The organism is Pseudoxanthomonas sp. LjRoot143, from assembly GCF_964252945.1.
Classification (GTDB): Bacteria; Pseudomonadota; Gammaproteobacteria; order Xanthomonadales; family Xanthomonadaceae; genus Pseudoxanthomonas_A.
The window spans coordinates 4,083,336-4,098,802 of the sequence record NZ_CAXUPM020000001.1; the positions used below are offsets into that span (position 1 = coordinate 4,083,336).

Here is a 15,467-nt window from a genome sequence, read left to right on the forward strand (position 1 = left end):
GCCCCGATGGAAGCATCGATGCAGGAGGTCGTGCCATGTTCGATGGTTGGGAAGCGCAGGTGTCGGTAGTCGCGCGCATCGGGTTCGCGATGCTGCTGGGCGGCGTTATCGGTCTGGAGCGCGAAATCAAGGACCGGCCCGCCGGGTTCCGTACCCATACGCTCGTCGCGGCGGCAGCCGCCATGCTCACCGGCATGGGTGAAATGATGCTGGCGCAGGCGCAGCACAACGAAGAGCGCGTGCAGATCGATCCCTTCCGCCTGGTGGAAGCGGTGATCGCCGGCGTGGCCTTCATCGGCGCCGGCACGATGATCGCCCAGCGCGGCCGCGGCGTCGCCGGTATCACCACCGCCGCTTCGCTGCTGATGGTCGCGGTGATCGGCGTGGCGGTCGGTTTCGGTCACGGCTGGTTGGCCCTGCTTGCGACGCTGCTGACGCTGGCCGTGCTGTCCGTGCTGGCGTGGATGGAGCGGCGCGTGTCGCGGGGTGGGTCCGGGAACGAAGACGCCGCAGGTTGACGTTGGGGCAGTGGAATCACGCCGCGGAAGCGGCCACCCGCATGTTTTTGTGTCTTGACGCGCTATTGGGCGGCGATGAACATCCACGTTGTCGCCCTGTATCGGGGTCCACCAAGGGTCAGGCGCACCCATGAACCTTCTCGTGAGACGCAGGAAGATCACTGTCCCGGCGGGATATTCCGAGCGAGAGTGCTTCCTCGTTTCCTATGCAATGCCGTTGTGCAAGCACTGCTTTGTGCTCTGCCACGAGCCGTCCGATCCGGATCATCCCAGCATCGATCATTCGGTCATGGGCTTCTTCATGGCCCAGGCGCACGAGTTGTCGGACAGCGTCACGGGTAATGCCCACTCATTCGTGATCATCCACAGCGGTGGATTTGTCCGCAAGCGCCACAACCTGCACATGCATGTCTTCGTGATCCGTCGGCGTGGACAGAAGGCGCTGTTGTACGCACTTCTGGCGATGGTCCACACCACGTCGGCCGTGAGGCGAGTGGCGCTCAGGCTCATCGGCCGCGAGCCGAGCAATTCATTCAAGCCGACGCCGCTTCGCGGCGCGGCTTGAACCGTCGTCAGGGGAGTGACGCGTCGTGTGCCGTTTCATCAACGCAGAAACACCAACGGAAAGGGGATTCCACCATGCTCGTAAAAACGATGATCGGCGTCGCGCTCGTCTGCGCCTCGCAACTTTGCAACGCCCAGACCGCCGATCCTGCGCCTGAGCCGCAAAGCCAGGGCGGCGGTATCTGTCTGTTCACCGGTACGCCGCCCGCTGACCACACCTACACCACGCTCAGGAAGCTGAAGTACGGGAAGGGCAGCTACGGCAGCGTCAACGACATCCTTCCCATGGTCATCGCCGATGCCAAGGCAGCGGGTGCCGATGCCGTCATCCACTACAACGGCTCCCAACGCTTCGGCTTCTGGCCCTGGCGGTTCGTGAGGCCGGTCGTGACCGGTACCGCGATCAAGTGGGAGCCCGCGCGCGACATCGACTGCGCAGCCGCAGGCGGCCACTACAGCACGGGAACGCTGGCAGAAGCACCGCCACCGCCTGCCAAGTGACCCGCGTCCTCGCACCGCCCGGAGACACGAACCAGGACGCCGGCCATGAGCCACGAATCTCCAGCCCCCTCGCTTGAAGGCACCTGCCATTGCGGTGCCGTCCGCCTCACGCTCCCCGCCGTGCCGGTAGAGGTACTGACGTGCAACTGCTCGCTGTGCCGTCGCACGGGGGGGATCTGGGCGTTCTACGACTTCGGCACCGTCACGATTCAAGGCCATCCCGGGAACACCGAGGACTACGTCTGGGGGGATCGCACCCTGCGCAACGTCCGCTGCAGGACCTGCGGGATCGTCACCCACTGGGAGCCGCTGGATCCGACGCCCGGCGCCCGGCACGGCGTGAACCTGCGCAACTTCGATCCGGGCCTCGTGGACGCCCTGGTCGTCAGGCGCTTCGATGGTGCGGATACGTGGACGTTCATCGATTGAAGGTGCGTCGCTCATCTTTCATCCGAGCCAGATCCGCTTCTCACTCTGGCCAATTGGACGGTGGAGTTCCATGAAACGGCTTCTCATCCTCTGCTGTTCGATCCTCTGCCAGCCGGCGCTGGCGATCACCTGTATTGATCCTCCGCTGGCCGAGCAGGTCAGCAACGCGCGAATTGTCTTTGTCGCCACGGTCGTAAGCGCGAGGTCGCGCGCGTCGTTCGGCACGCTCCAAAGCGGAGACGAGTATCGTGTCGAGTACTCCTATGAAGTCCGGAGAACGTTGAAAGGCGATCCTGCACTCGTGACGTCTCTGTTCACCAACAATCTCTATCGGGCCCATGACACCGACGTAGAGGTTAACTTCCGTGACGAGACGCGTCTTCTGCCAGGCGACAGTGTCCTGGTAGTCGCAAATGGTGCAGGCCCGGCCCATATCGCTGTTTGCGCACCATCGAGACGGTGGGAGCCGTCGATGCTTGAGCTGTTGGGTGCTGGCTTGTCATCCATCGTCCGCCCAGAGCGAAGTAGTCTTGCGGGTCGGCCTATCCACGCATTCATTGCGAATCCAGGATCAAGGAGCTTCAGGAATGATTGATGGACTGGGGTTCTGCGTGATCTACCGCGCGAAGGTGCATCCCGACAAGGAAGCGAAGTACATCGCGGCCTGGTCCACGCTGACATCGCTCATCCGCTCGCAGCGTGGCGGCCTGGGATCGCGCTTGCACAAGGGCGCCGACGGCATCTGGTATGCGTATGCGCAATGGGAAAGCGCGCAGCCGCGGTCGGACGCCTTCGCGCTGCCCTCCGTACATCCTTCGGCGCATGCGGACATGATGGAATGCATCATCGAGTTCCTCCCCGAGATACCGCTCGATCCCATCGAGGACCAGCTGGTGCCGGTGTCCGCGTTGCGGGCCAACGCATCATCGAGGTGATCCCGGCGTCGTGCCGCATCGCGTAACCACGAGCCTCCGGAACGAAGCACGCCATGGGCATCCTGACCTTCAGTCTCAACCTCACTCTCGATGGCTGCGTCGACCACGAAGCAGGCATCGCGGACGACGAGACGCATGCGTTCTTCACCCGGCTGATGGACGAGCACGGCGCGATGCTGTGGGGCCGCGTCACCTACGAGATGATGGAAAGCTACTGGCCGGCGGTCGCCCGTGGCGAGGTGGATGCGCCGCCGGCCCTGCGCGAATGGGCGGACAAGCTGCAGGACAAGCCGAAGTACGTGGTGTCTTCGACGCGCGCGGATTTCCCCTGGTCGAACAGCCACCGCATCGCCGGCGATCTGCGCAGCGGCGTGCAGGCGCTCAAGGACGCGACACCGGACGGCGTACTGCTCGGCAGCGGCCTGCTGGCCAACGCACTGGACCGGCTCGACCTGATCGACGAGTACCGCTTCCTCGTCCACCCCAGGATCGCCGGCCATGGCCCGACGCTGTACCCGGAAGGATTGCCGGGCGCGCGACGGCTCGAACGCGTCTCTGCGACGCCGCTGCATTGCGGCGCGGTGGCGATGCACTATCGACGTGCGTTGACGTAGCCACAACGCATCGGAGCCTGTTCACGGGTAGCAGCCGAGCGCGGTCAATCCGTGACCGGCACCTCTGATAGGCGCGGCAATGAAATCCCTCGCCCGCAGGCTGCTACGCTTGCGAGGCCCACGAGGGGCACTCAAGGAGGAACAGGATGAAACACCGTTTTGGATGGGCCGTGCTTGCCGGCCTGCTCGCCATCCCGTCGGTGGGCGCGAAGGAGCCGCTACGGCTCGATGCCTCCACGGACGCCACCGCCGAGGCGAGCTGGAAGGCCATGCACGAGGAGGCCTCGCCCGAGCAGAAGCAGAAGCTCGCGTTGGCCATGCTCAAGATCAACCTGGCCGGCACGCACTCGGCCCACGATGCGGCGCGCGATCCGGCGTTGCAGACCCTCGGCATCACCGGGATCAAGGACAAGGTGTCGGGCATGACCGCCGAGGAGATCATCGCCCTGGCCGACCGCGTGTCCACCATCACCGCCGAGCCCGCGCGCGATTGATGCTGCGGACGAGGCTCGAGTAGCCGCCTTCGGCTCCATTCATCCTATGCATGCATCGATATTGGCCTGAGGCTCAGTCGTGCCGCAGCGCCGCGATCGGATCCAGCTGCGCCGCCTGACGGGCGGGATACACGCCGAAGCCCAGGCCGACCACGGCGCAGAAACCGGCCGATAGCAGGATAGGCAGTGGGGCCCACGCGACCTGCCAGCCGGCGAACGTGGCGATGAGGTAGGCCAGCACGCCGCCGAACACCAGGCCCAGCACCGCACCGGCGATGCAGATGACCGTGGCCTCGCGCAGGAACTGTGCGATCACGTCGCGGCGGCGCGCGCCGAGGGCGCGCAGCAGGCCGATCTCGCGACGCCGCTCCAGCACGTTGGCCAGCATGATGTTCATGATGCCGATGCCGCCGACCAGCAGGCTGACCCCGGCGATCGCGCCCATCACCACCTGGAAGATGCGCTGCGTCTGCTGGTGCTGCTGGAACAACTGCTGCGGCACGATCAGCTGGTAGTCCGCCATGCCGGCGTGGCGCTGGTCCAGCACCGCCGACAGCACGCCGGCGCCGGCGGCGAGCCGCTGCGGATCGTCGAGGCGCAGCAGGAAACGGTCCACCTCGTCCTCCTGCGGCTGGAAGCGGAAGCGCGCGCGCACGCTCGCCAGCGGCGCGTAGATGCGGTTGCTCTCCGAGCCCAGCTGCACGCCTTCGAAATCGTCCTGGCCCAGATCGCGGTCGGTCAGCACGCCGACCACTTCCAGCCAAACATGGTTGACCTTGATCAGCCCGCCGATGGCATCGCCCTTCGGGAACAGGTCCGCCGCGGCCTGGTGGCCGAGCACCGCGACCGCCGCCAGCGCGGCTTCGTCCTCCGCGGTGAACGCACGGCCCTGGGCGATCTTCAGCGACGACAGGTCGAACCAGCTGGCGCTCACGCCACTGGCCTGTGCGTCGCTGCGGCCGCTGTCGCTGAAGACGGTGTGCGTGCGCACCTGCTTCTCGGCGGCATGGCGCTCGGCGCCGGGCACCACGCTGAGCGCGGCGTCCGCGTCGGCGACGGTCAGGCCCAGGCTGCGCTCGCGCGTCTCCTTCATGGTGTCCTCGTCCTGCGGCTTGGCCTCGGCGATCAGGTTGTGCAGGCCGAGGCCTTCGACCAGCCGCAGCGCTTCGCGCCGGCTGCCTTCACCGACCGCCTGCATCGCCACGATCGCGCCCACCCCGAAGATCATGCCGAGCAGCGTCAGCAGCGTGCGCAGGCGACGGCGCCAGAGTTCCTCCACCGCTTCGCGCCAGACGGTGGGCAGGCGGTTGAACAGGCCGGTCATGCGGTCTTTCCTTCAGCGGCGGCGTCGGCTTCGTGGCCTTCGGCGTCGGTCTTGTCCTTGTCGTCGGCGTCGTCACCGGGTGCGGGTACTTCGACTTGCGACAGCCGTACCTGGTCGCCGGGTTTCAGGCCCTTCACCACCTGCGAGCGTGCCGTGCCACGCACGCCCAGTGTCACCTCGCGTGCGACATAGTCGCCGCCCTGCTTCACCTGCACCCAATGGCGGTCGTCGCGCTGTTCGATCGCCACGTTCGGCACCGCCATCGCCTCCTTCGCATCGAGCAGCACCACCGACGCGGCGAACCGCTGGCCGGGGATCAGCCGGTAGCGTTCGATCGCGGCGGCCGGCACCGGCGCGCGCATCGACAGGAACTTCACCGGGCTCTCGCGGTTGCGTACCTTCGCCGCGCTGGCCACCCACGAGAGCTTGCTGTCGATGCGCTGGTCCGGGCGGCCGAGCGGATGCAGCACCACCGCATCGCCCGCCTGCACGCCCTGCGCCTCGATCTGCGGCAGGTCGATCTCGACCTCCATCGCCGACGTATCGGGCAGGCTGCCGAACTCGAAACCGGCGCGCAGGTTGGCGCCGACCATCGGCTTGTCGCCCGACCAGTTGGCCGCCAGCAGCAGCACGCCGTCGTTCGGTGCGCGCAGTTCCAGCGCGTCCATGTCGTCCCGCCGCGTCTTCGCCGTCATGTCGAAGGTGGCGCGCTGCGCGTCCAGCACCGCCAGTTCGGCGCCACCGCGCACGCCGGACTGGTCGCGCTGCCACTGCAGCACGCCCTGCCGCACCTGCAGGTACTCCTTGTCCTCGACCGCATCCAGCACCTGGTTGCGCGCGACGGTGCTGAGGTCGGCGTCGGCATAGCGTTGCGCGATGCCAAGCTGCACGGCCACCCGCGACAGGTCGACCTCCACGCGGCCCTGGGTGGATTCCAGCCCGCTTTCCTTCGCGGCGCGCGCAAGCGCGTTGCGCTGCAGATCGATCATCGCCTGCGCCAACTGCTGTTCGCCCTCGGGCGAGACGAAGCGCGCCAGCACGTCGCCCTTCTTCACCAGGCTGCCTTCCGGCACCATCTCCACCACCTGTCGCTGCGCCCAGTTCTTGCCCGGTACGGTCAACGGCGTGGGCTTGGCCGAACGCAGCTCGCCCTCGCCGCGCACGCTGATCGTCAGCGGACCCTGCGCTACGGTCTCGCTGGCGACCGGCATCTCGTCGCTGCCGCAGGCGGCCAGCGCCATGGCCAGCGCCAGCACGACGGCGCGTCGTGTCATGCGGTTCATTTCGCACCTCCGGCGATATCGGGCACGGTCAGCTCCACGCGCACGGCCTGGCCGGGACGAAGCTTCGCCTTCGCGTCGTCCAGGCGGATCTCCAGGTCGAGCACCGGCACCGGCTGCACCTGCGACTTGCTGCGCACGGCGCGGCCCACCCCGGCCACCCTGCCGTGGTACGCGCTGCCACCGCCGCCTTCCACCACGATGCGCGCGCGCACGCCTTGCTTCACCCGCTGCAGGTCGCGCTCGGGCAATTGCGCACGCACCGCCAGCGTGGCGGGGTCGGGGATCTCGGCCACGGTCTGGCCGCGCCACACCTGCGAACCGACATCGAACTTCTCGCCGTTCCAGTTGCTCTTGTGCATGATCACGCCGTCGCGCGGCGCCGCCAGGCTGAGGGCGGCGATCGATGCCTGCAGGCGGGTGACATCGGCCTGCGCCTGCTGCAGCTCCGCGTTGACCAGCTGCAGCTCCGCGCGGCGCTGTTCGGTGGCGGCGCGTTCGGCCTGCTGCGCGAGCAGGGCGCGGCGCTCGGTGCGGCGGCGGTCCTCCACCAGCTTGTCGTACTCCAGCGCGGCGATCAGCTCGCGTGGCTGCTGCGTCTTGCGGCCGGCCTTGTCGCGTTCGGCCTCGGCCTCGGCGGTCGCCAGCCGCTGACTGCGCTCGCGTTCGGCCACGTCCAGGGTCAGGTTCTCCAGTTCGCGCTTCTTCTCCTGAAGCAGGCTCTGGTTCTCCGCCAGCTGGCGCACCAGGTCGCTGGTGTCGAAGGCGACCACGATGTCGCCCTTCTTCACCGTGCTGCCGTCGGGTGCGAGCTGGGTCAGGTTGAACTGCCACATGCGGTCCACCGCCGGCGGCACGAGCTGTGCGCTGCGCTGGGCATACACCTCGCCGTCGACGCGCAGGGTGGCGGCATGCGCCAGTGGCATGGCGGCGACCAGCGCGAGCGAAAGAATGGATACGCGCAAGGTCATGGTGCCTTCCCCTGCGCCGGCGCGGCCGCCGGCTTCGCGATCACGCGCACGCTCATGCCCGGCATCAGGGCCAGCGCGTGGTCGTCCGGCGTGATGTCGACGGTGAAGTAGCGGCCTTCGCCCCACTCGGGACGGCGGTCGGGTGCGCCGGAAATGAAGGCGATGCGCCCGCCGATCTTCTTCCCCGGCACCGCATCGAACGCCAGCTCCACCGGCTGCCCGACGCCCAGGCCGCGGCGGTCGGACTCCAGCGCCCACGCACGCACGTTCATGCGTCCGCTGCTGACCACCTCGCCGGCCTTGCTGCCCGGCATGGTGGATGAGCCCTCGTCGATGCGTCCGCCGATCCAGTTGTTGTTGAAGCCATGCACCACCACCCCGTCGCGGTCGGCGACCACTTCCGACGTGCGCACCAGCGCAGCGTGGTAATCACGCTGCAGCACCAGCTTGTCGATCTGCAGGCGGCCGTCGTGGATGCGCCGCTGCACGGCGGTGCGCGCGGCGTCCAGGTCCTTGCGCTTCAGTGCGACCTCCCGCGTCGTGCGGTCCAGTTCGCCCTGGTAGCGGTCGTAGTCCAGGGCGGAAATCAGGTCCGGCGGAATGGTGGCATCGAGCTTCGCCGTGGCCAGTTCGGCCTCGGCATCGACCAGCGCCATCTCGGCGGTGACCGCCTTGACCTGCAGTTCGGCGACTTCCTTGGCGTCCTTGGCGCGGCCCTGCTCGATCTGCGCTTCCAGGTCGGGGATGCGGCTGGCGGACTGGCCGGGGTCGATGCGCAGCACCACCTCGCCCTTCTTCACCCGTTCGCCCTCGGGCACGTAATAGCGGATGACCACCGGTGCGCTGTTCGATTGCGGAGTGAGGATCTGCTGCGCATCGATAGCGCGCACTTCGCCGGTCAGCACCACGGCATGCGCGGGCGCAATGGCTGCCAGCGCCAGCGCGATCACGTACGTCTTACTGGAGGGCATCGAATTCCACCTTGCCGTCGCGCAGCTTCACCTGGCGCGGGGCGCGCGCGGCGATGTCGTTGTCGTGGGTCACCAGCACCACGGTCTGGCCGCCGGCATGCACTTCGTCGATCAGCGCCAGCACGTCGGCGGCGCTCTTGGAATCGAGGTTGCCGGTCGGTTCGTCGGCCAGCAGCAGCGCCGGCTGCAGCAGCAGGGCGCGGGCGATCGCGGCGCGCTGCATCTGGCCGCCGGACAGTTCGCTGGGTCGGTGGTCGCGGCGCTCGCCCAGGCCGACGCGGTCGAGCAGGGCCACCGCGCGGTCGTGCGTGCCCGGCGGCGGCTGGCGGTGGAAGCGCAGCGGCAGCATGACGTTCTCCAGCACGGTCAGCCGCGGCAGCAGGTGGAAGCTCTGGAACACGAAGCCGATGCGCCGGTTGCGCAGGTCGCTGCTGGCTTCGTCGTCGAAGGTGGCCACGTCGCGGCCTTCGAACAGGTAGGTGCCGGTGCTGGGACGGTCCAGGCAGCCGAGGATGTTCAGCAGGCTGGACTTGCCCGAGCCCGACGCGCCGGTGATGGCGACGAACTCGCCCTGGCCGATGTGCAGGTCCACCCCCGCCAGTGCGCGCACCGTCTGCCCGCTCATGGCGTAGTGGCGCTGCACGCCCTGCAACTCGATCATCGTGTCCCCTTCGTTCCTTCGTACCTGTCGACCACCGCAATCCGCCAAGGTTCCCCCATGGAAGGCGATGCGGGTGCGGGTCGACCGTCCTGATGGCCGGACGGCGAGCATCCCAGATGCACGCGCGAGGTTGCAACCGCGCCACGTCATGCCGATGACGCGGCACGCCGAGCCGCGAACGGGACGCGCCACGTGGGCGACGCGGCAGGTGGTGTTCGGTGGGCCGCACCTCGCGTGCCGGACGCGGCGTGCGGGGTCCGGAACGCGGTACACGGCGTCGGAAACGCGACGCTCCGTGTACCGGCACCCGGGATACCGCGCCGACGACGCGGGCTGTCGCGTTCGCCGCATGGAGGACCGGGTTGGCATCGCGGTGCTCGGCGTCGCGAACGCGGGGGCTGACATGCGGTAACCCGGCACGCCGCGTTCCCGACGCGAGGCATGGCGTTCCGAACGTCGTGTATCGCGTGGCCGACGCGGTGCGCCGCGTCCGGAACGTGACACATCGCGTCGCACGCGAGGCCGGTGTGCTTCCAGACGTCACGTTCTCACATTGTTGCGTCGCATGCGCTGGACCACGCGCGACGCGCTAGGCTGCGCAGGCCGCAGGAACGCGGCGGATCCTGACCGACGAACAAGGAGAGACGATGCGTCAGAACCTGGTGGACATCGCATTCGCGGCCGACGCCGTGGCCGACATCGAACACGCGCTCGACACGCTCGACCAGCGCTTCGCCGGGCTGGTAGGACTCACGCCCCGGCAGCGCCGGCACCTGACCAAGATGGGCGGCAACTCCGAAGCCTTCTGCCGACGGGCGCTGCAGACGGCGCACCAGCATCCCGAGCTGATGCCGCGCGGCTTCGACGACGAGGCCTGCCAGCGCGACCTGCTCGCGCTGGAACAGCTGCGCTCATGGCGGGCGCAACTGACCCGGCTGTACGAACGCATGGCCGACACCGAAACCGCCCTCGGCAGCGACCTGATGATCGCCGCCCTGGAGGCCTACGCTTTCCTCAAGGTCGCCGGCCAGCGCGAAGGCCTGGATACGACGAAGCGCGAACTCGCCGCCCGCTTCGCCCGATCACCGCGCCGCGGACCCGCCGTGAAGGGAGCGGAGCCGCCAGCCGGGGAAGGGTGACGTTGATACGCACAAACGCGTTATCACCGTGTCCTGCGGTGATAACGCGCATGACGAGAATGCACATGACGCTTTCCCGCCTTCAGCCCGGCGACCACCGCAAGACCCTTGCCCCGCAACGCCTGAGCTGACTTGACGGGTATGGGGCGGAAAGTGAACATCCGCGTTATTACCCCTGTTTGGGGTCTATTAGGCGTTAGGCCGCAGGAGAAAGTGTGCGGGACATTGACGCGATCATTGCTCATCTGCATCTGGCACACCCTGACATTTCAGCAACGCAGCTGACTGTCTTACATCCCGGCGCTGACGACGACGGCTTGTGGTTATTCCGCCATCCAGCTACTGACGTTGAGGTGCAACTTGAGTCTTGTTCCGGCACTTGTCCCTTCTTGTTTGAAAGCTCAGGGTCGGCTGATCGACTCACAGCGGGCAGTGTTGAGCAAGCCGTCGCATTCGTGGTCGCAGGACTTGGCATATCAGGGCCAGCGGCCTAACAATTCATTCAAGCCGACGCCGCTTCGCGGCGCGGCTTAATTCAGGCGTTAGAAGACATGGATACGACCCAAAGGTCTTCACGGAAGATCCATTTCAGCGTCAGGGTAGGCTGCGGATTCGGTGCCGCTCTATGCATCTATCTGGCCGTGTCAGTGAACCTTACTCATCCAGTCCAAGTCGTGATGGATGTCCTAGCACCAACCAGCTTCTTGCTCCTGATGTTTACAAAGTCCTATGACAGTGAGCTTGCAAAGTGGGCGGTGATTGCATCTCTTTTCCTCGGGGCAACCATGATTGCAGCGCCCCATGTCTTTCCGTCGCCGCTGCGGTGGTAGGCATGCCTTCTAACAATTCATTCAAGCCGACACCGCTTCGCGGCGCGGCTTAATTCAGGCGTTAGGCCCGCTGAGATCGTATGACGCACAGTGACTGGCTAAAGCTTATGCAGTTCCCGCCCGAATGGACAGCATGGAACCTCATCCCATCAGAGCTGGCGGCTGTGCAGCTTTCCGGCTACGAGCCGGGACATGAGGATGCGTCTGAGCACGACCGTCATGGTGCCTTCCAGTGGTGGCTCAAACAACATCCCGACTCGGGGGTGCTGGTGCAGTTGGCTCGACTGTCTTGGCTCGACCCAGATCAGCCCATGGCTCAGTACGTGAGAGACTGCATTGCCAAGCAGTCTGACAACAGCGCAGAGGTAGGACATGCCCTTGCTACTCCATACCAGCGGGCCTAACAATTCATTCAAGCCGACGCCGCTTCGCGGCGCGGCTTAACTCAGGCGTTATACGTGGGCGGCGGTTCATTGCGGTTGCATCGCCAGTCACTGGCAATATTCCGCTCATTGGTCTCGCGCTTCAGCACAGCTCGCTTCTTCCAGCATCGTGTGCGCGCCGCTTGCGGCTTCGTGGTCATCGCTTCGTTGTTGCGCTCACGCAGTGCTGCGTCGGATCGTTCTTTGCCTCGCGCATAGGCAAGCGGGTGTTATGCCTTCGGATTGCATCGCCCTGGCTTCGGTTCCACCGGGCCTCTCCGTGGCTTTGGCTTGCATTGGGTGACAATCGGTTCCCCGGCCTTGCGTGCGTCGTTGCAGCCGCCGGGCTTCGGGCGTACCGTGGCGTATAACAATTCATTCAAGCCGATGCCGCTTCGCGGCACGGCTTAATTCAGGCGTTAGGCTGCTGAGGCGGGCATCATGGCTTACATGACAATCGAACTTGCCAGTGGCGTAGTCGGGGACATTGAGGGCGCCCTTATCAGGTCTGGGTTTGGGCGCGAGGATAGCGCTGAGTTGTCACATGCAATCCTCAATTCGCCTGGAGGCATCAGCTTCAGGACAAACAAACTTGGCAAGATCGGCATTGATCCTGCTGCCTTGGTTCAAGAGCTTCGGGCTACTGGACTCATCGTGCGTTGGACAGGTGGGGCAGCAGCCTAACAATTCATTCAAGCCGAGCCCGCATCGTTACGGCATTGATCGGACAGTTGGCCTGGGCGGGCCGGCTTAATTCAGGCGTTAGACCGCAGGAGACATCGATGCGCTGTTGGTTTGCGATCTTGCTTTCTCTGTTTATCTCTGGCTGCGCTAAAGCAGACGACAGCGTTCGATCCATGCCATTTGCCTTTGACGCGAATGCTGATGTTGTTCGCCTTTCTGGTAGATGGGTTACGGATCAAACATTGGACGCGCCATTACTTGCCAGGGTAAACACGGCTGAGATCATCTGCACTAAGCGCAGGATGTCTTGCGTGGAAGCGGTCGCAGTGCTGTTGACGCCTGATGACAATCCGCGCGCACCTGGCGAGCTTCTATTCTCAGTGCTTGGCGAGTACAGAATTGAGTCTTGGTCTGATGCTTCAGTGGTTGCAATCTCGGAAAAAAAGGTCGCGGACGTAACATTGCGGATTGATCTCGCAAACAGGCGGGTGAGCCGGCGACATCAAGAGACTAAGGCTAGGGGCGCAGAGTCTGCGGACCCAACATTCATCGTCGACTGGCGCTTGGAGTGATTGGGCATGCGGCCTAACAATTCATTCAAGCCGAACCCGCTTCGCGGGTCGGCTTAATTCAGGCGTTAGGCACCGGAATGAGCAGCTTTGCGTTCGAAGCAAAATGCATGGTGACGGAGCAGCCTGACGGCGAGTTTCATCTCGTTGGCTTCGCCGATCAAAAGTTCGACACTCGCTTCTACCTAATGCTCCAGCGAGCCCTCGATCATGATGAGCAGGACCGCGCCCTAGGCATGGACACCTATCACGTCGAGTGGTGTGACCAGGGCATGTCCGGTTACGGTGGTATCTCGCGCTTCTTGCTTAGCCCAACCGGGGTTGAGGTCTCATTCGAGCCACAGGCAGCTGTGGATCTGGATGGCATGGAGCACCTATCCATTTCCTTTCAGTTAAGTCACAGCGAGTTCCTGGTGCTGCGAGAGGCTCTCGGCAACATATTCGTCGGCAGCGGCTGCCTGATTGTGGCCGGTGCCTAACAGTTCATTCAAGCCGAACCCGCTTCGCGGGTCGGCTTAATTCAGGCGTTAGCCCTCAATGGAAGATTCGCGTGGACATTGATTTTCTTGGAGTTGCAGGGCTTGTAGTTGGTTTGGCAGGGCTAGGCTTCGCGCTATACCAAGGCTCTGAGAAGAGAAAGCTGGAAAAGTACTTGCGCTCCCAAAACTGGCACCTCTACTCGAAGGCCAACAATTCCAATGGCTCACTGCAACGAGCCATCGATTTGTACAAGGCGAGCCACTCCGGACATGTAGCGCCCGAAGTGATCGAGTGGCTGTCCAAAGCCGATGCCTTCGGCCAGGATGTATTCAAGGATATTGTGCGCCAGATACAACTTGCAGAGCCAACCTTCGATGAGAAGAGAATTGAATCTTGGGTCAAAGCAGGGAAGGTCTCTGATGTGCACGCGAAAGAGCTGTTTCGCAAAATCTTGGTTGAGGGCTAACAATTCATTCAAGCCGACGCCGCTTCGCGGCGCGGCTTAATTCAGGCGTTAGCCCTCAATGGAGAGTCTCTTGCTTGACTCCGTCATGAAGTCTTTGCAATCGCCCGGAGCGCTCTACGCGAGCGGACACTATGAGCAGGCCTTTGCTGAGGTAAAAGAAATCTGGGACGGCCTACCGCGCACCAAGCTTGAAGAGCCCAATGCGTACATGGTGATTGAATACGCCGTAGCCATCTTGCTACGACTAGGTCGCTTGGACGAGGCGCATACTTGGGCAGAGCGCAGCCTCGACTTTCGCGAGAAGCGCCACGACCTTGGTGAAGCGGAGTTTCTTATTGCCAAGGTCGCATATGAACAAGGCAATCTAGAAGAGGCCCGTCAACTAATTTCCATAGCCTCCAGGAAATCCGACGGCCGCATTCTCCAAGGTGAAGATCCAAAGTACCGGGCTCTCGTACGTAATCCAGCAGAGGGCTAACAATTCATTCAAGCCGATGCCGCTTCGCGGCACGGCTTAATTCAGGCGTTAGGTGCCACAAGATGGTTCGCGCAGTTGGGGACAGTGAAAGCGAGCAGAAGGTCATCGACGACATTGCCAACTTCGGATGGCACTGCGTCAATATTCACCCTGAGGGGGAGCATGTTGGCTATGCGTTTACCGTTGGCCTCTTTCAAACCTACGGACACCCTGAGCTCATCATCTTTGGGCTATCCGCCAAGGTCGCCCACCAAATTCTTGCTATCGCAGCTGACGCGGCCAGGTCCGGCGCACCCGTCGATCTCACACAGCCGACAGACGCACTCATCAATGACTATCTGTGCTGTTTCGTCGAGGTACCACCTTCTCAGTACTATGAGCATGTTGGCTATTGCACGTGGTACTACCAAGGAAACGGCTTTCCGCTCTACCAAGTTGTTTGGCCATCACGAGACGGCATGTATCCGTGGGACCAGCATGCCACCCCAGGCTTCCGGGCTGCGCAGCCAGTTATTGCAGCCGTTCCGGGCGGCACCTAACAATTCATTCAAGCCGAACCCGCTTCGCGGGTCGGCTTAACTCAGGCGTTAGGCCTCACAAGATGACATTCAGCTTCCGATGCAATTCCTGCGGTGAAACCCACGAGGGCATCCCTACCTTCGGGGCAGATATGCCCTCAATTGCGCAATGGATCTCCGCCGCGGATCGTCCAAGCCGAGTGGACCTAGGCACTGATGATTGTGTCGTGGATGGAGAGCGGTTCCTTGTCCGAGGCTGCCTAGAGATCCCAGTCCAAGGCGAGTCTGATCCACTTGTTTGGGGCGTATGGGTTGATATTAGTCAGGCCAACTTTGACCAGTGGGCCGGAGCCTTCAAGCTAAAAGAGCGGTCCCACATCGGCCCGTTTCCCGGTTATCTTGGTACAGCTCTTCCATGCTACCCAGATACGTTCAACCACCACGTTGTCATGCACCTCCGCGACGATGGAATTCGGCCATACATTGAAGTTTCACAATCCAACCACCCGCTGCACATCGAGCAATGCAATGGCATCACGCACGAGCGCCTGGCAGAGATATATCGGGAGGTCATGCATGGCGCTCCCGGGCGTGAGGCCTAACAATTCATTCAAGCCGA

19 protein-coding genes are annotated in these 15,467 nt (G+C 64.0%); 14 read left to right on the forward strand and 5 right to left on the reverse strand.

Going from position 1 to position 15,467, the window contains the following annotated elements; all coding sequences use genetic code 11:
- The first annotated feature begins 35 nt into the window (after positions 1 to 35).
- From ACSQ1W_RS19570 to ACSQ1W_RS19605, 8 genes are all read left to right on the forward strand, one after another.
- Complete coding sequence (locus tag ACSQ1W_RS19570) at positions 36 to 518, forward strand: MgtC/SapB family protein (protein ID WP_192274153.1); 483 nt, start codon at positions 36 to 38, stop codon at positions 516 to 518.
- A 130-nt stretch (positions 519 to 648) separates the two neighbouring features.
- Positions 649 to 1,083, forward strand: a complete 435-nt coding sequence (locus ACSQ1W_RS19575; RefSeq protein WP_192274154.1) for a hypothetical protein — start codon at positions 649 to 651, stop codon at positions 1,081 to 1,083.
- A gap of 74 nt (positions 1,084 to 1,157) precedes the next feature.
- Positions 1,158 to 1,583 carry a hypothetical protein gene (locus ACSQ1W_RS19580; RefSeq protein WP_436045608.1) on the forward strand — a complete coding sequence of 142 codons (426 nt, stop codon included), beginning with the start codon at positions 1,158 to 1,160 and terminating at the stop codon, positions 1,581 to 1,583.
- 45 nt (positions 1,584 to 1,628) lie between these two features.
- Entirely contained in the window at positions 1,629 to 2,012 is a 384-nt protein-coding gene (locus ACSQ1W_RS19585; protein ID WP_436045610.1) for a GFA family protein, read from the forward strand.
- Positions 2,013 to 2,082: 70 nt separating this feature from the next.
- Entirely contained in the window at positions 2,083 to 2,607 is a 525-nt protein-coding gene (locus ACSQ1W_RS19590) for a hypothetical protein (RefSeq protein WP_436045612.1), read from the forward strand.
- On the forward strand, positions 2,600 to 2,947 hold the full coding sequence (locus tag ACSQ1W_RS19595; protein ID WP_436045614.1) for an antibiotic biosynthesis monooxygenase family protein: 348 nt from the start codon (positions 2,600 to 2,602) through the stop codon (positions 2,945 to 2,947). The genes ACSQ1W_RS19590 and ACSQ1W_RS19595 overlap by 8 nt, the downstream gene beginning before the upstream one ends.
- 53 nt (positions 2,948 to 3,000) lie before the next feature.
- Positions 3,001 to 3,561, forward strand: coding sequence for a dihydrofolate reductase family protein (locus ACSQ1W_RS19600; protein WP_436045616.1), 561 nt, complete (start codon positions 3,001 to 3,003; stop codon positions 3,559 to 3,561).
- A 146-nt stretch (positions 3,562 to 3,707) separates the two neighbouring features.
- Positions 3,708 to 4,055 (forward strand): hypothetical protein, encoded by a 348-nt coding sequence (locus ACSQ1W_RS19605; RefSeq protein WP_436045618.1) that lies wholly within the window; start codon positions 3,708 to 3,710, stop codon positions 4,053 to 4,055.
- Between the two features lie 73 nt (positions 4,056 to 4,128).
- Here ACSQ1W_RS19605 and ACSQ1W_RS19610 read toward each other — a convergent pair whose 3' ends face one another.
- The 5 genes from ACSQ1W_RS19610 to ACSQ1W_RS19630 are packed head-to-tail and all read right to left on the reverse strand — an operon-like array spanning position 4,129 to position 9,262.
- A complete protein-coding gene (locus ACSQ1W_RS19610; RefSeq protein WP_436045620.1) occupies positions 4,129 to 5,379 on the reverse strand; it encodes an ABC transporter permease in 1,251 nt (416 codons plus the stop codon).
- Entirely contained in the window at positions 5,376 to 6,662 is a 1,287-nt protein-coding gene (locus tag ACSQ1W_RS19615) for an efflux RND transporter periplasmic adaptor subunit (RefSeq protein WP_436045621.1), read from the reverse strand. The genes ACSQ1W_RS19610 and ACSQ1W_RS19615 overlap by 4 nt, the downstream gene beginning before the upstream one ends.
- Positions 6,659 to 7,630 (reverse strand): HlyD family secretion protein, encoded by a 972-nt coding sequence (locus ACSQ1W_RS19620; RefSeq protein ID WP_436045623.1) that lies wholly within the window; start codon positions 7,628 to 7,630, stop codon positions 6,659 to 6,661. Before ACSQ1W_RS19620 ends, ACSQ1W_RS19615 begins: the two co-directional genes overlap by 4 nt.
- Positions 7,627 to 8,601, reverse strand: a complete 975-nt coding sequence (locus ACSQ1W_RS19625) for an HlyD family secretion protein (RefSeq protein ID WP_436045625.1) — start codon at positions 8,599 to 8,601, stop codon at positions 7,627 to 7,629. The genes ACSQ1W_RS19620 and ACSQ1W_RS19625 overlap by 4 nt, the downstream gene beginning before the upstream one ends.
- On the reverse strand, positions 8,588 to 9,262 hold the full coding sequence (locus tag ACSQ1W_RS19630) for an ABC transporter ATP-binding protein (RefSeq protein ID WP_192274165.1): 675 nt from the start codon (positions 9,260 to 9,262) through the stop codon (positions 8,588 to 8,590). The genes ACSQ1W_RS19625 and ACSQ1W_RS19630 overlap by 14 nt, the downstream gene beginning before the upstream one ends.
- A 647-nt stretch (positions 9,263 to 9,909) precedes the next feature.
- Here ACSQ1W_RS19630 and ACSQ1W_RS19635 point away from each other — a divergent pair.
- From ACSQ1W_RS19635 to ACSQ1W_RS19660, 6 genes are all read left to right on the forward strand, one after another.
- A complete protein-coding gene (locus ACSQ1W_RS19635) occupies positions 9,910 to 10,401 on the forward strand; it encodes a hypothetical protein (RefSeq protein ID WP_436045628.1) in 492 nt (163 codons plus the stop codon).
- Between the two features lie 2,585 nt (positions 10,402 to 12,986).
- On the forward strand, positions 12,987 to 13,385 hold the full coding sequence (locus tag ACSQ1W_RS19640) for an Imm10 family immunity protein (RefSeq protein ID WP_436045630.1): 399 nt from the start codon (positions 12,987 to 12,989) through the stop codon (positions 13,383 to 13,385).
- Positions 13,386 to 13,456: 71 nt separating this feature from the next.
- Positions 13,457 to 13,852 (forward strand): hypothetical protein, encoded by a 396-nt coding sequence (locus ACSQ1W_RS19645; protein ID WP_436045632.1) that lies wholly within the window; start codon positions 13,457 to 13,459, stop codon positions 13,850 to 13,852.
- Between the two features lie 70 nt (positions 13,853 to 13,922).
- On the forward strand, positions 13,923 to 14,330 hold the full coding sequence (locus ACSQ1W_RS19650; RefSeq protein WP_436045634.1) for a tetratricopeptide repeat protein: 408 nt from the start codon (positions 13,923 to 13,925) through the stop codon (positions 14,328 to 14,330).
- Positions 14,331 to 14,392: 62 nt separating this feature from the next.
- The gene (locus tag ACSQ1W_RS19655; protein ID WP_436045636.1) at positions 14,393 to 14,869 is read left to right on the forward strand and encodes a DUF4262 domain-containing protein; all 477 of its coding nucleotides are present in this window, start codon (positions 14,393 to 14,395) and stop codon (positions 14,867 to 14,869) included.
- A 62-nt stretch (positions 14,870 to 14,931) separates the two neighbouring features.
- Positions 14,932 to 15,450, forward strand: a complete 519-nt coding sequence (locus ACSQ1W_RS19660) for a DUF2199 domain-containing protein (RefSeq protein WP_436045637.1) — start codon at positions 14,932 to 14,934, stop codon at positions 15,448 to 15,450.
- Positions 15,451 to 15,467 lie beyond the last annotated feature (17 nt).